Genomic DNA, 12928 nt, shown 5'->3' with positions numbered 1-12928 from the left:
CGCACGCGCCAGCAGCAAACGTGGCAGCCCAGGTTCTGACGGCAGAGGAAATCACATCGCGTTTCAGTTGCTCCATCCTCCGCCAAGTGTGAGGAACAGCGTAATCTGATCGTCATTGATCGCCGCGCGCGCCTCGGCCGCCGCCTGATCCGCCGCGATCCGATCACGTTCAGCCTCGAGCGCGGGCAACGCGGCGATCTTGCCTCCACGCCGCAACTGACTTATCCGCATCGCTGCTCGCATGGCATCTTCGGATGCACGATCCAGGCTTTCCTGCTGCTCAAGCCCAGCTTGATAATTGGTCAGCGCCGTCTCAACCTCTCGCAACGCCTTGATCACCGCGCCGTCAAACGCGGCGAGGTCGCCGCGACTTTGGGCCTCAGTTGCCACAATGCGGGCGCGAACGGCATGTCGGTTGAGCGTCCAACTGATCAGCGGCCCGAGACCAAAACGGTTGGTAAGCGGTGACAGGAAATCGGCGGCAGCCCCCGTGGAGCCGATCGATGCCCCCAGGCGGATGTCTGGATAGAGATCCGCCGTGGCGACGCCGATCCGCGCCGTCGCCGCGGCGAGCCGGCGCTCGGCCATGCGGATGTCGGGCCGACGCTTGAGCAGCGCGGCACCGTCGCCAACGGGGATCATGCGTGTCAGCGCAAGCGGGGCATGGCACGCCAACAGGCCGGGGTCCGCGTCGCTCGGCATGCGACCGGCCAGCGCTGTGGCACGGAAAAGGGCGTTGCGTTGGCGCGCCACCAATTGTGGGAGCCGGGCCTGGCTCGCTTCGAGCAACGCTTGTCGCCGGTCCAGTTCATAGGGTGCCGCGCGTCCATGCGACACCATGATCCGGGTTAATCGAACACTTTGCTCTAGGACAGCAATCGCACGACCCAACACATCGCGCTGATAGCCCGCGTTACAGATGTCGGCATAGGCGCGCGCCGTCTCGGCCGCGACGGTCACACGCACCAGATCGCGCGCCGCCACGGCAGCGTCGGCATCGGCACTTGCTGCCTCGATCCCGCGCTTTATTCCGCCGAACAGATCGAGATCATAGCTGGCCCCGATGCCCATATTGTAGATTTGCCGCGTCGGCGGCTTTACATGGCTCAACTCGGCTTCCGCCGAGCGCTGGGCCCAGCTTGTTTCGGCGTTCGCGCTGCCCTGAATTTCCCGGCCCGCATTGCGCTGGTCGAGCAAGGCCAGACTGCGTTCGAGATTGGCCTCGGCCACTCGCAGATCCGTATTGGCGGCGAATGCCTGTTCGATCAGCCGGTCGAGGGTCGGGTTCTCGTAGAGCCGCCACCAATGATCGGGCAGCGGTTCCTGCGTCGTGGCCGCGCCTATCGACTGAAACGCGCCTTGCGCCGCAGGTGCCTTCACCATCGCGGCGTCAGGCACATGATAATCGGGTCCGACCACCGTGCAGCCGCCCAGCGCGGCTGCAGCCGCCAGCACCAGCGCGCGCCTTACCATGGCAGGCTCCGGTGTACTCTGCGCCCATCATCGCGCGGATGAACGACAACCGTGGCCGTCTGGCCCGGAATCATCCGTACATTAGGCGGTATTCTATCAATCGTGACACGCACGGGAATGCGCTGCGCGAGGCGAACCCAGGTGAAGGACGGGTTTACATTAGCCAGTTGCCCGTCGGTTCCGGCCCGCTCGCGATCCTCGACACCGCCCGCAATGCTCTGAACATGCCCCTCGATCTCGTCAGCAACGCCCATCAGGTAGATGCTTGCACGGTCGCCGACGCGGATCGCCGGCAATTTTGTTTCCTCAAAATAACCTTCCACCCGGAGCGAGTGGTCATAGACGAGCGCTAACGCGGCTTTGCCGGCCGTCAGATAGACCCCGGGCTGGAGCGACATGTTGGACACGGTCCCGTCCACCGGTGCACGCACGATGGTTCGTTCCAGATTGAAGCGAGCCAGGTCGCGCGCTGCCACCGCCTGACCAATCGTCGCCCGCAGTCCTTCGACCCGCGCCGTGCCTTGTTCGATCACTTCAGCAGCGATCACTTCGGGCATGGCCCGGTTGCGCCGATCCTCACGGACAGCTTGCGCGAGCGCGGTGCGCTGGCTTGCCACGTTGGCCTCGGCCTGTTCCAGCGCAAGCCGGTAGCGCGGACGGTCGATGATGAAGAGTATCTCGCCCTTTCGGACCTTCTGATTGTCGGCGACCTTCACCTCGGTGACGAGCCCACTGACATCGGCGGCCACCGGCACCATGTCCGCGCGCACCTTGCCATCGCGCGTGACCGGCTCGACCTGATAGCGCAGCCACAGTGCATATATCCCCCCCAGAACTACGAGTATGACGAGGAGCGTGGCGAGCGATCGCAGGAGATTTTGTCGGTGCAACATGTCAAGACGCGACCCATCGGTAGAGGAAACTATCGGCGAGCGCGCTCAGGCCCCACCACAGCAGAATGAAGAGAGCGAGCTCGAGCAGGCTTGGGTGCCAGAGCAGTCGATAGCCCGGCAGGCGCTGCAGGAGCCCGCGCACAATATAGACGAGCACCGCGGCCAGCACGCCCCAGGCGAGCGCCGCCGGCATATAAACGCCGAGCACATTGATCTCCTCGATCATGCGCTTTCCCCAGCTCTTGATGAAACGATATGGGGCGCAGCGGCAGTCGGGAAGAGATTGCAGCGCATCCCTACCAGCGCCCGCAAGGCAGGCCGGCGATGCTCATCGAGCGGCAGGCTGAGAAGCGCTTCCAAGGCCCGGTCGATCGGATCGAGCAAGCCGGGCGGCGGAGCATCCGCATGGCCATGGCGCCAGCGATCCCCATAAAACACCGCCAGCACGGCAAGTACCGCGCCCAGGCGGTGCCGCACGTTATGCGGGACATGAGACAGCGCCCGGCGGATCGGAATGATGTTGCGGCCGATCCTGAGGTCCGCCAGACCGTCAGCGGCACGGAGTCTATCGCCGGCGGGTGCCACCGCCATGCGTGCAGCCACCTGCCCGAGCCGATCGACCGCTCTTGCCGTCCAGCGGTCCGGACGGAACGGCCGACGAATGTCCGCAAGTAGGGCCAGTTCACCCCAGTTCGCGCGCAGGATACGCCGGGCGGTCCACAGGACATTGGCCGATCGGAACATGCGGGTGACGGCAAGCGTCGCTACAATTCCACCCAGCTGGGCCAACCCCGTGTTGATGAACAGTGCAAAATCCGCCTGAAAACGCGCGAGAAAGCCCATGGCGACGATGAAGCAGGAGAACATCGGCAATGCCTGCGGCGAACGTGCGGGATCGGCCTGGATATAGCCCATCCACAGCAAGGCTGGCGCCAGGGTGACGATCAGCATTTCATAGCCATCGACCCGGGGCAGGATCACGAAAAGATAGAGGGCCGCCAACGGAAAGGTCTTGAGCGTCGCCACGAGATAGCGACCGATCACCGGCGCGGGATCGTCCTGTGCGGCAAAAGAACAGGTAATGAGCGCGGCAAAGGCCGCGGTCGCCGATCCATTAGGCCAGGCGAGCAGGATCCAGACGGCGCAATAGAGCCCGATTGCCGTGGCGGTCGCCAGGCCCGCGAGCGCAGCGACGCCATGATCGCGGGCAAGCGAAAAGGATTCTGCGGCAAGAATTTTAGCGCTGGGCCGACCCGGTGACCCGATCCTGTCCGCCAGCCTTCGACTCGCGGCCAATGCGGTCAGGAACTCGGCGATGCGGATGCAGGCGCTCGCGGTCAGCAGGCCGTTCCAGTCGCCGCGCGCCTCAGCGGCAGCCGCCAGCGCCTCGCACCGCCGCACCAGCGATCCCACCCGGTGCAGCTCGCTTTGCTCATCATCCAGCCGGTCGGTGACGTCGGCCAGCAAAGCTTCGAGCTCCGGGGGGAGATCGCCAGCTTCGCGAAGACGGTCGAGCCGGTTCGCCGCAGCCGAGGCAAGTGGCAGGACGGTGGCGAGCTGCTGTTGCAAGGCCGTAACCCGTCGCCGGGTCGCGGGAGCCCAGCGCTGATCGAACGGCAAATGGACCGCGATCATGCCGAGTTCGGTGACGTCCGCCGCCAGTGCGCGGCGATGCGCGTCCTCGAGACGGGTATGTTGACTGCCAAGCGCCTCTGCGGTCCAGCGGCGGGCGTGACCCAAAAAAGATTGGACACGGGCGCGAATAGCCGGCGTCGCGCTCCAGGGTTGGAGCAGCGCATGAACCGCCGTCACGCACAGGATAGCAACCGTCATCTCCTGCACCCGCGCGGCCGTGGTTTCGAAAATATTCCCCGGATCATCGAGATAGGGAAAGCTGATCACCGCTGAGCTGAACGCCGCCATCTGGAACAGGAAAGCACGCGGGGTGCGATCAAGAACCGCAAGATAGATGCAGAAACCTGTCCAGGCCGCGAGGCACAAGACCAGAAGTTCGGGCGAGTTCTGCAAGTTGGGAACGAGCAGGATCGTGACAGCGGCACCGGTTAGTATGCCGCCCAGACGGTAGAGAACCTTGGGCCGAAAGGCACCGGCCATGGGTTGAGCGGTAACGTATACCGTCAACAGAGCCCACCAGGGGCGCGGCAAACTGGCTGAGAAGGCTATGGCCAACGTAGCGGCTGCCGCCAGCAAGCTGCTGAGCGAAAAGAGCAGCTTCTGGGGGTCAACCACCAAGGGAGAGGCTGGCAGGCGTTTCCCGCCTGCAAACGCAACAAGCATCACTGACAACCATGACAAACGGGATTGTCACGATCGACAGCGACCGTGGTCATTACCTCCCATGGATATGAGAAAGCCCTTTAACCGAGCCAGCACCCTAAACCTTAAATCAAAATATTAATGGATAAACGCAAATATTTTGCGTTTAATTCTTTCTTGTGGACGCGCGCGAATTGGTGCCCTGGTCTGTCTTATTCGAACCATCAGACATGTCCTGCCCTTTGCCTGACACAAAGAATGCGGCGATCGGTACGGCGAGGAAAATCAGCAGCATAATCTGCTCCTCACTGAGGAGGCGATATTCGCTGAGGCAATAGAGAGCAAACGCGAGCCCAGCGAACAGAAGCGTCCATAGAGCCCGCGACCATGTAAAAACGGCCTGTGCAGCAGGGTCGCCCGACATAAACCTCTTCATGCGGCATCCTCTCCTGTCGATGCTCGCTCGCAACCAGCTATCTTCATGGTTTGATAGAAGCAGGGTGAAAGAATGCGCACTGCGTCGCAAACGAATGTTTTTGCAGGTTAAGCGCAAAAACTCTCAGGTCGCGCAAACGGGGCATCAGCATAGCACGCAGGGGCGTTCGCAAAGCGAGAGTAGGAAGCGCCTATTCGTCCGCTATCAACTGAGGAGTTGGCGCTTTCAAAGCCGCTTCGATCAGGCGACGCACCTTCCCTCGGCGTGCTACGTCCGAACCCCCAGCTGCAGCGGCTTCACGTCGGGCTCGTCGAACGAAACTGCGCATTTCAGCAAAGCTCGGCCGTCTATTCTGGCCTAGAACCGCGATGAGGGCAGGATAGATCCAGATCTGCGTTGCCATCAGTGCTTTCCTTTAGAGAGGGCGGAGCGGCCCGGCTTGGTATCGCGCGAAGATCCTCCATCCCGTTCTTCCCGGCCTACCAGATAGAGCAGGCCTGCCCCAACCAGAGCGAACACGGTGGCCATCTTCACGAACTCACTTTGCCCTAACGCAGCCAGCCAGGTGCCACCGACTATGATGAGCAGAAAAGCCGCGCCCCAGCGCGGATGATGAACGCGGGTGGCCAGCCACCAAGCCAGACAGGACAGCGATATCGCGACCAGCAAGCTGCCCAACGTCAGGCCGACAGCCGTGACCAGGATTTGCAACATCGGCATATCTGCCTCCATCGACATCCCCTCCGCGCCCTTCGTTCCAATATATCGTGTTGCGATATATTTACAAGGACCCCGCTCATCACTTCCAGCATTCAAGGCACGATGGTCTGGTTAATATATGGTGCGCGCGCCAGGTGCCGAACTACCGTCCAAACCAGAGGAAGGAACTGCCTTCATTCCGTGGCGAATTGGGGATGCCGCAGCGCCCAAATCGGTACTCGCCCATCTGTCGCGGACTGATAGACGTCAGGGTAGCGGCTCAGCGCAGCATCGACGGCACCCGGATGAAAGGGGGCGTCGGGCTCGAAGCTGTCGAAGCCGCAACGCCGCATAAAGAATACGAGATCAATGAGCACGTCACCGATCGCGCGGATTTCGCCTGTGTAGCCCGCCTCGCGCAATATGCTTGCGCTGGAAAAACCACGCCCGTCGCGAAACCGCGGAAAGTCGATCTCGACGAGCCGTACGCGGCCAAGTTCGGGTAACAAGGCGCGGACATCATCGCCCGCCTCGAGAAGCACTGAGGTTGCGTCCTTCTGATTGAGAAACGCATCCACGGAAACTCCCGGCTCATCCGGTGCCGGATCGTCCCGGAAGCGTAACGGATCACCCATAAATAGCCTCCTTGAACGGATCCATGCCAACGCGGCGATAGCAATCGAGAAAGCGTTCACCTGGCTCGCGAATCTCACGATAGCGTTCGATCGTGCGTTCGACGGCATCGACGATCCCGGTCTCGTCGAAGCCCGGCCCGGTGATCTTGGCCTGCGAAACATCCTCGGCCCCGGACCCGCCAAGCAGCAACTGGTAGTTCTCTGTGCCCTTACGATCGACACCAAGGATACCGATATGGGCCGCGTGGTGATGACCGCAGGCGTTGATGCAGCCCGAAATCTTGATCTTGAGTTCGCCGAGGTCGAGCTGACGATCGAGATCGGCAAAGCGCTCTGCGATCTGTTGGGCGACGGGTATCGAACGCGCGTTGGCCAGGCTGCAATAATCGAGTCCGGGACAAGCGATGATGTCCGTGACGAGGCCGAGATTGACGCTTGCCAGCCCCGCCGCGTCCAGCGCCTGCCAGACCGCATGGAGATCCCGCTTGCGCACATGGGGCAGCACGAGATTCTGGACATGCGTCGAGCGCAGGTCATCGAAGCTGTAGCGTTCGGCAAGGTCGGCCACGAGCTCCATCAGCTCGGCTGAAATGTCGCCGGTTATACCCCCGTCGGGTTTGAGGCTGATATTGACGATGGCATAACCGGGCGCCTTATGTGCGGCGACCTGGCGATCGACCCATAGCGCGAAGTCGGGATCGGAGCGGTCGAGCTCCTCGGAAAGCCCGGTCTCGAACGGCGGCGGGTCAAAATGGGCGGCAATCCTGTCATACTCGGCCTGCGGAAAATCCCGGCCCAGCGTCAGGATGTGCTCGAACTCCATCTCCACCTGACGGCGGAACTCTTCTTCCCCCAGTTCATGAACAAGGATCTTCATCCTCTGCTTGTGGATGTTGTCGCGCCGCGCATGCCGGTTCCACACCCGCAGGATCGCCTGGATATAGGAAAAGATCTGGCCTGCCGGACAGAACGCCCTGATCGGGAAAGCGATAATCGGCGTGCGCCCCATACCGCCGCCAGCATAGACCTCGAACCCCTGCTCACCGTTCTCGTTCTTGATGATGCGCAGTGCACAGTCGTGCCAGCGCAGCGCGGCACGGTCTTCCTGCGCGGCGATCACTGCGATCTTGAACTTGCGCGGCAGATAACTGAATTCTGGATGGAACGTCGTGGCCTGGCGGATCAGTTCGGCCCAGGGCCGCGGATCGCATATCTCGTCGGGAGCAGCTCCAGCATAATGATCCGCCGACAGGTTGCGAATGCTCTCGCCGCTCGTCTGGATGGCGTGCATTTCCACCGTCGCGAGCTCAGCGAGGATGTCGGGCGCATCCGCCAGTTTGATCCAGTTATATTGGATGTTCTGTCGTGTCGTGAAATGACCGTAGCCTCGGTCATATTTGCGCGCGATATGCGCCAGCTTGCGCATTTGCCGCGAATTGAGCGTGCCGTAAGGCACCGCTACGCGCAGCATATAAGCGTGCAGTTGCAGGTAGAGCCCATTCTTGAGCCGCAGAGGCTTGAACTGGTCTTCGCTGAGATGGCCTTCGATCCGACGGCGCGTCTGGTCGCGAAACTCTTCGACCCGGGCATCGACCATGGCCTGATCATACTCGTCGTATTTGTACATATCAGCCTCTCACGCCCAAGGGGACATCAGGATGGCATCACGAGCACTCATGCACAAAATGACTTTTAATGCAGCGATCCATCAAAATAATTGCTCGATAAGGCAGGTCGCTGCAGGCCAACAACCATGGGCCGATCGTTGCAAGCCGGCATCGAGGGCAATCCCGGCCTTAACATGTCTGTGACATACAGGTATGGTGTTTGCAGATTGTTTCTCGGGAGTTCTGCGTGCGGCTGACACGCTACACGGATTATTCACTGCGGGTCTTGATTCACCTGGCCCTTCACGAAGAGCGCCTGTGTTCGATCGGCGAAATCGCGCGGGCTTATGATGTCTCCCACAATCACCTGATGAAGGTCGTCAACGCCCTGGCGCACGACGGCTTCATCGAAACCGTTCGCGGTCGCGCCGGCGGCATGCGTCTCGCCCGACCAGCGGATGAGATGACCGTCGGCGAGGTCGTCCGCCGCACCGAGGAAGGCTTCCAACTCGCAGATTGTTCCGGGTGTGCGCTGTCTCCCGCATGTGGACTGACCGGCGTGCTGGCGCAAGGCATGCAGGCGATGATGGCGGTATTCGATACCTACCGGATTTCCGATCTCCTGTCCGATCGTGAGGCCATGAAGCGGCTGATTAACCGCCAATCACCGCTCGGCGTCGGCATGGACTAAATGATACAGCCTGCGGATTTCCGCGCAGGTCAATGCTCCGCTTCAAGATGCGCTGCGGCGCGATCGATGTTGACCCGATGGCTCTCGAGCATCTCGCGCAGATCGGCATGCAATGCCTCGTCACGAACCCTAGGGGTCAGAGATTCCAGTTTGCGAACCACCCAGGCTTGTCCGCGGTTGAGAAAGGCGAGCCTTTCAAGCGGATCAGGGATTGCCAACGCCTTCTTGTAAAAGGCGCCGGTCTTGCGTGAGGGCGCTGCGCCCAATCGCCTGATCTGCCTCGAGAGCATCGCGCACCAACGTGCTTCGTCGGCACGGACCGATCGCATCAGTTCGGCGTAGTCGGGATCGTTCGCCGACTTGGTGCTGGCGAGCGCGACGCGGGCGCCGGCCCGTTCGGCTTCCAGCAGTTCGTTGAGCGCCGCGAGGATCTCCTCGCGACCGGCAAAGCCCATGTAAATGTCATCGGCTTCGCTGGCGTAGCAAACGGGCGAGGATGGTTCGTTCACGGTCATGCTGTAATCGCCGCGGCCGCCTTGAGGCCGGCACGAATGCGGTCCATCACGCCCGGGTCGGCCTTTGTGCTGTGGACGACATAGGCCGAGTACGAAAATTCAGGACTTCCGGGGACGAGAGCGAGGCGGCCTTCCTCGAGATAGGAGCGGATGAAGCCTTTGCGAAAATAGCCGCTACCCCCTGTCGCCAGGATATAATCGAGCGCGAGCGGACCATAGCTGATCGAAACGACGGAGTTAGGCTGATCCGGGAAAGCGGCGTGATAGCTCCCGGCAAACTCCTCACCCCAATCGATCTGAACATGATCTTCCGGTGCGAGAGGGCTGCTGGTTGGCGTGGTCCGCACCAGGACCAACTTTTCCTCGAACAAGAGTTCGGCGATGATCCCCGGACGGCTCGGCGCGGCATAGAGCACCGCCATATCGAGTGAGCCATCCTGGACCTGCTCCATCAGGCGTTCGGATGTGTCGATATGGGTGCTTACCGCGATTTCCGGACATTCCCGACGCATCCAGAGCAACCAGTGCCGCAGCAAGGGACTCCACAGACTGAGCTCGGCGCCGACCGTTACCACGGTCTCCCGTCCCGGCGGGAGCGCGACGGCGCGGCGCGCCCGATCCCAGACCTGCACCATGGTGGTTGCAAAGCGCAGAAACTGCTCGCCCGCCGGTGTCAGCTTCGCACCTGCCTTGTTGCGGATGAATACTGGCCGATCGAGCAGGTCCTCAAGCACCCGGATGCGGGCACTGACTGCGGTCTGCGTGAGGTGAAGGTTCGACGCAGCGTTCACAAAACTGCCGGTTTTAACGACTTCCAAGAATGTGCGCGCAACATTGATATCCATAAACCATCATCCTTGCGCTCAATGCGCAATAATATTCATTTGCTTGCTTCATGGTAGCGGGCCGATGATGGGATCACAAGGCAAGACCCGTGTGATCGACCCTGGACAGGCACCAACAACCATAAGGCGTCTAACGGTTTGGGCGAACTTTCAGATGAAACCTTTAGGCCGCTTCACGCCCGAACCGCCGCCGCCGCGGGCCGAAATCTGGAAAGTCAGCATAGCGCTGGCGTTGCTGGTTTTAGGGATAGGCATAGCACTTTTCAGTTTTTACGACGCTGGTGCGATCAGTGACGATGTCTTCGTTGCCGTGGTGGTCTTCGTGATCGCGGTTTGTATCGGTGTGATCCTCTCTCTCGATTGGGAACAAACGGCACATCGCCGAGTGCGTCAGCCCTGGCAGGAAGTGCCCCCTCCGTTTGACTTCATCGCGCTGTGGTCATCTGAAGACCGACAGCCGTCGGGTGAAGATGCCCCTAATCTTCAGGAAACCTGCCGCCGCAAACCGCCTCCCTCGTCACGGACAAAGCTGCCGTGAAGGCTGACAACGATGATGACCGACAAGCGCGTGGACCAGAGCGCCCGCCCTCCATGTCCGGGCTCTATCTGATTTTCGCCGCAAGCATCGCCTTCGTCTCGATCCGCCTTTTTGTCGATTTGCTCCGCCAAAACGGCTTCGTCGCCGAAGGGGACGGCAATGGGATAGTGCTGTTCGCCATGCCGATAGCCCTCCTCGTGATCGTGGGGCTCGGACCGGGAACCCGGCGCTAATTTATATCCAATATCTTTGCTGATAAATAATAATAACATTCGTTTGTATGATGCTTCGTCCATCTCCACATCAGATCTGCGATATGAAGGAGTTCCCATGGCCATTCAGCTCGGGCAGATCGCCCCCGATTTCGAGCAGGACAGCACGCACGGTCGCATCAGCTTCCACGATTGGCTCGGCGGAAGCTGGGGTGTCCTGTTCAGCCATCCCAAGAATTTTACGCCGGTCTGCACGACGGAACTGGGCGAGGTTGCCAAGCTCCGGTCCGAATGGGACAAACGCAACGTCAAACCCATTGGCCTCTCGGTGGATCCGGTCGAAGCCCATCACAAATGGGAGCTCGACATTCACGAAACCCAAGGGACGAAACTCGACTTCCCGATGATCGCGGATGCCAACACCAAGGTGTCGGCGCTCTACGACATGATCCACCCCGAGAGCGACCCGACGGTCACTGTCCGTTCCGTCTTCGTCATCGATCCGTCACGCAAGGTGCGGCTGATCCTGACCTACCCGCCTTCGACCGGTCGGAATTTTGCCGAGATTCTCCGTGCCATCGACAGCCTTCAACTTACAGATGCCCGTAGCATCGCAACGCCCGTCAACTGGGAACCTGGCGAGCCGGTCGTCATATCGCCGAAGCTGTCGGACGAGGAGGCATCCCGGCAGTTCCCACAAGGCTACAAGACACTGAAGCCCTACCTTCGGGTCGTCGATCTGCAGGCTCCCGGGCAATGAGGCAATTGGAGGAGAGTGGAAAAAGACAGACCGCCGCCGACGGAGCAGACGACGGCGGCCTCTCCGACCTGTTGGCCCGCAACCGCGTATGGGCTGACGCCAAAACCCTGATCGATCCCGGATTCTTTAAACGGCTCGTAGGCCAGCAGCGGCCACGCTACTTCTGGATCGGCTGTTCGGACAGCCGGGTGCCGGCCACCGAAATCGTCGATCTCGATCCCGGCGAGATGTTTGTTCATCGCAACGTCGCCAATCTCGCCACGCCGAGCGATCCTAACTTCGCCGCCGCCTTGGAGTTCGCGGTCGATGTTTTGAAGGTCGAGCACATCATCGTCGTGGGCCATTACGGGTGCGGCGGGATTCAAGCGGCAATGGCACCGGACAGGGACGACGCGATCGGGCTTTGGCTCGCACCGGTGCGTGAGCTCTATCAAACAGTCTGCTGCACCCCGGATACCAATGCGGACCGTTTGTGCGAACATAATATCCGCGCCCAGGTGAAAGCACTCGCAGCCAACCCATTGGTTCTTCGGGCCTGGGCGCGGCACGCTGCGCTAACGCTTCACGGTTGGGTCTACGCCATTGGAGACGGCCTTCTCCAACCGGTCTGCTCACCCGTCAGCCGCCACCCCGATGAGGCAGTTCCCAAACTCCGGATTGCAGGCGCGTCATGATCGCCGTGCGCGCCCTGTGCCGCGTGAGGGCGATTGGCCATGACGACAGCCTCGTCGACGCCATCTCCGCCTGCAAGGGCGCGAGTGAACCCGATCGCGACATTGATGCACGGATTGCGCTGGCCGTATTTCCGGCACTGCGCAGCTTGACCGTTATTGCTCCGGGAGTCTGGCTGCAGGACGACGGCAACCACGTTCGGGCACTGCTCTACACGGCGACTTGCCGCGCTGCCGCTATGTTGGTGCCATCCGGCTATTGGATCGAAGCCGGCCCCCAGGGAACCACCGTGGTGGGCGAGCTTGGCCAATGGACAGCCCATCACCCGGTTGAGGCAATCGCCCTGTGCATGGCCGCGCTCGATGCGCGAAGGGCGGAGCTGTCCTATGCACATTGACCGTTCTCACCAAAGACCATTGCAGCGCCCTGTGCGGCTGCATCAGCAATGGTCCCGCAGCGCTCATCATCAGGGCCTTCCTACCGACTTATCTGCGCCGGATGGTGCCGCATCATCACGCCTCGGCCGAAACGATTTCCGGCGCTATTTCTGCTCAAGGAGACAAGCGATGGCTGATCAAAGCCGCAATGCTGTAATACCTGCGGATTCCGGGGTGATCGCGCGCACCATTCCGATTTGATGGCGCGCAGCATTCCGAGGTGATCGCGCGCAGCGTT

Annotated in this window: 17 protein-coding genes; 7 read left to right on the top strand and 10 right to left on the bottom strand. The window is 61.1% G+C overall.

Going from position 1 to position 12928, the window contains the following annotated elements:
* Positions 1 to 63: 63 nt before the first annotated feature.
* The 8 genes from PX554_RS23115 to PX554_RS23080 form a co-directional block, all read right to left on the bottom strand.
* The gene (locus PX554_RS23115) at positions 64 to 1473 is read right to left on the bottom strand and encodes an efflux transporter outer membrane subunit (protein ID WP_275504690.1); all 1410 of its coding nucleotides are present in this window, start codon (positions 1471 to 1473) and stop codon (positions 64 to 66) included.
* Positions 1467 to 2366, bottom strand: coding sequence for an efflux RND transporter periplasmic adaptor subunit (locus PX554_RS23110; protein WP_020820547.1), 900 nt, complete (start codon positions 2364 to 2366; stop codon positions 1467 to 1469). The genes PX554_RS23115 and PX554_RS23110 overlap by 7 nt, the downstream gene beginning before the upstream one ends.
* Before the next feature lies 1 nt (position 2367).
* Entirely contained in the window at positions 2368 to 2592 is a 225-nt protein-coding gene (locus tag PX554_RS23105) for a DUF1656 domain-containing protein (protein ID WP_020820546.1), read from the bottom strand.
* Positions 2589 to 4664, bottom strand: a complete 2076-nt coding sequence (locus PX554_RS23100) for an FUSC family protein (RefSeq protein ID WP_275504689.1) — start codon at positions 4662 to 4664, stop codon at positions 2589 to 2591. Before PX554_RS23100 ends, PX554_RS23105 begins: the two co-directional genes overlap by 4 nt.
* Before the next feature lie 145 nt (positions 4665 to 4809).
* Positions 4810 to 5079: a hypothetical protein gene (locus PX554_RS23095; RefSeq protein ID WP_020820544.1), complete on the bottom strand. Its 270-nt coding sequence runs from the start codon at positions 5077 to 5079 to the stop codon at positions 4810 to 4812.
* Positions 5080 to 5481: 402 nt separating this feature from the next.
* Entirely contained in the window at positions 5482 to 5799 is a 318-nt protein-coding gene (locus PX554_RS23090) for a hypothetical protein (RefSeq protein WP_275504688.1), read from the bottom strand.
* A 173-nt stretch (positions 5800 to 5972) separates the two neighbouring features.
* Positions 5973 to 6413: a DUF934 domain-containing protein gene (locus PX554_RS23085; RefSeq protein ID WP_275504687.1), complete on the bottom strand. Its 441-nt coding sequence runs from the start codon at positions 6411 to 6413 to the stop codon at positions 5973 to 5975.
* Positions 6406 to 8040 (bottom strand): nitrite/sulfite reductase, encoded by a 1635-nt coding sequence (locus tag PX554_RS23080; RefSeq protein ID WP_275504686.1) that lies wholly within the window; start codon positions 8038 to 8040, stop codon positions 6406 to 6408. Before PX554_RS23080 ends, PX554_RS23085 begins: the two co-directional genes overlap by 8 nt.
* A gap of 227 nt (positions 8041 to 8267) precedes the next feature.
* Between PX554_RS23080 and PX554_RS23075 the strand changes: the two genes are divergently transcribed.
* Entirely contained in the window at positions 8268 to 8711 is a 444-nt protein-coding gene (locus PX554_RS23075) for an Rrf2 family transcriptional regulator (protein ID WP_029986492.1), read from the top strand.
* Positions 8712 to 8740: 29 nt separating this feature from the next.
* On the opposite strand, the gene PX554_RS23070 is transcribed toward PX554_RS23075, so the two are convergent.
* Positions 8741 to 9226 carry a DUF6306 domain-containing protein gene (locus PX554_RS23070; protein ID WP_020820538.1) on the bottom strand — a complete coding sequence of 162 codons (486 nt, stop codon included), beginning with the start codon at positions 9224 to 9226 and terminating at the stop codon, positions 8741 to 8743.
* Positions 9223 to 10071 carry a LysR family transcriptional regulator gene (locus PX554_RS23065; protein ID WP_020820537.1) on the bottom strand — a complete coding sequence of 283 codons (849 nt, stop codon included), beginning with the start codon at positions 10069 to 10071 and terminating at the stop codon, positions 9223 to 9225. The genes PX554_RS23070 and PX554_RS23065 overlap by 4 nt, the downstream gene beginning before the upstream one ends.
* A gap of 64 nt (positions 10072 to 10135) precedes the next feature.
* Here PX554_RS23065 and PX554_RS23060 point away from each other — a divergent pair, with 64 nt between their 5' ends.
* The 6 genes from PX554_RS23060 to PX554_RS23035 all read left to right on the top strand — a co-directional run bounded on the left by PX554_RS23060 (position 10136) and on the right by PX554_RS23035 (position 12847).
* Complete coding sequence (locus PX554_RS23060; RefSeq protein ID WP_125445753.1) at positions 10136 to 10609, top strand: hypothetical protein; 474 nt, start codon at positions 10136 to 10138, stop codon at positions 10607 to 10609.
* 53 nt (positions 10610 to 10662) lie between these two features.
* Positions 10663 to 10842 (top strand): hypothetical protein, encoded by a 180-nt coding sequence (locus PX554_RS23055; RefSeq protein WP_020820536.1) that lies wholly within the window; start codon positions 10663 to 10665, stop codon positions 10840 to 10842.
* 97 nt (positions 10843 to 10939) lie between these two features.
* Entirely contained in the window at positions 10940 to 11581 is a 642-nt protein-coding gene (locus tag PX554_RS23050; protein WP_008828739.1) for a peroxiredoxin, read from the top strand.
* Positions 11578 to 12255, top strand: a complete 678-nt coding sequence (locus PX554_RS23045) for a carbonic anhydrase (RefSeq protein ID WP_020820535.1) — start codon at positions 11578 to 11580, stop codon at positions 12253 to 12255. The genes PX554_RS23050 and PX554_RS23045 overlap by 4 nt, the downstream gene beginning before the upstream one ends.
* On the top strand, positions 12252 to 12650 hold the full coding sequence (locus PX554_RS23040) for a hypothetical protein (RefSeq protein ID WP_020820534.1): 399 nt from the start codon (positions 12252 to 12254) through the stop codon (positions 12648 to 12650). Before PX554_RS23045 ends, PX554_RS23040 begins: the two co-directional genes overlap by 4 nt.
* Complete coding sequence (locus PX554_RS23035) at positions 12647 to 12847, top strand: hypothetical protein (RefSeq protein WP_021318857.1); 201 nt, start codon at positions 12647 to 12649, stop codon at positions 12845 to 12847. Before PX554_RS23040 ends, PX554_RS23035 begins: the two co-directional genes overlap by 4 nt.
* Positions 12848 to 12928: the final 81 nt, after the last annotated feature.

It is taken from the genome of Sphingomonas pollutisoli (assembly GCF_029167165.1).
In the GTDB taxonomy this organism is placed as follows: Bacteria; Pseudomonadota; Alphaproteobacteria; order Sphingomonadales; family Sphingomonadaceae; genus Sphingomonas; species Sphingomonas pollutisoli.
This window is presented reverse-complemented; position numbering and strand designations above follow the sequence as displayed.

What these genes read in the sequence shown, in the direction of transcription:
- PX554_RS23115 (WP_275504690.1), bottom strand. Translation starts at nt 1,473, where the DNA reads ATGGTAAGGCGCGCGCTGGTGCTGGCGGCTGCAGCCGCGCTGGGCGGC.
- PX554_RS23110 (WP_020820547.1), bottom strand. Translation starts at nt 2,366, where the DNA reads ATGTTGCACCGACAAAATCTCCTGCGATCGCTCGCCACGCTCCTCGTC.
- PX554_RS23105 (WP_020820546.1), bottom strand. Translation starts at nt 2,592, where the DNA reads ATGATCGAGGAGATCAATGTGCTCGGCGTTTATATGCCGGCGGCGCTC.
- PX554_RS23100 (WP_275504689.1), bottom strand. Translation starts at nt 4,664, where the DNA reads ATGCTTGTTGCGTTTGCAGGCGGGAAACGCCTGCCAGCCTCTCCCTTG.
- PX554_RS23095 (WP_020820544.1), bottom strand. Translation starts at nt 5,079, where the DNA reads ATGAAGAGGTTTATGTCGGGCGACCCTGCTGCACAGGCCGTTTTTACA.
- PX554_RS23090 (WP_275504688.1), bottom strand. Translation starts at nt 5,799, where the DNA reads ATGCCGATGTTGCAAATCCTGGTCACGGCTGTCGGCCTGACGTTGGGC.
- PX554_RS23085 (WP_275504687.1), bottom strand. Translation starts at nt 6,413, where the DNA reads ATGGGTGATCCGTTACGCTTCCGGGACGATCCGGCACCGGATGAGCCG.
- PX554_RS23080 (WP_275504686.1), bottom strand. Translation starts at nt 8,040, where the DNA reads ATGTACAAATACGACGAGTATGATCAGGCCATGGTCGATGCCCGGGTC.
- PX554_RS23070 (WP_020820538.1), bottom strand. Translation starts at nt 9,226, where the DNA reads ATGACCGTGAACGAACCATCCTCGCCCGTTTGCTACGCCAGCGAAGCC.
- PX554_RS23065 (WP_020820537.1), bottom strand. Translation starts at nt 10,071, where the DNA reads ATGGATATCAATGTTGCGCGCACATTCTTGGAAGTCGTTAAAACCGGC.
- PX554_RS23060 (WP_125445753.1), top strand. Translation starts at nt 10,136, where the DNA reads ATGATGGGATCACAAGGCAAGACCCGTGTGATCGACCCTGGACAGGCA.
- PX554_RS23055 (WP_020820536.1), top strand. Translation starts at nt 10,663, where the DNA reads ATGTCCGGGCTCTATCTGATTTTCGCCGCAAGCATCGCCTTCGTCTCG.
- PX554_RS23050 (WP_008828739.1), top strand. Translation starts at nt 10,940, where the DNA reads ATGGCCATTCAGCTCGGGCAGATCGCCCCCGATTTCGAGCAGGACAGC.
- PX554_RS23045 (WP_020820535.1), top strand. Translation starts at nt 11,578, where the DNA reads ATGAGGCAATTGGAGGAGAGTGGAAAAAGACAGACCGCCGCCGACGGA.
- PX554_RS23040 (WP_020820534.1), top strand. Translation starts at nt 12,252, where the DNA reads ATGATCGCCGTGCGCGCCCTGTGCCGCGTGAGGGCGATTGGCCATGAC.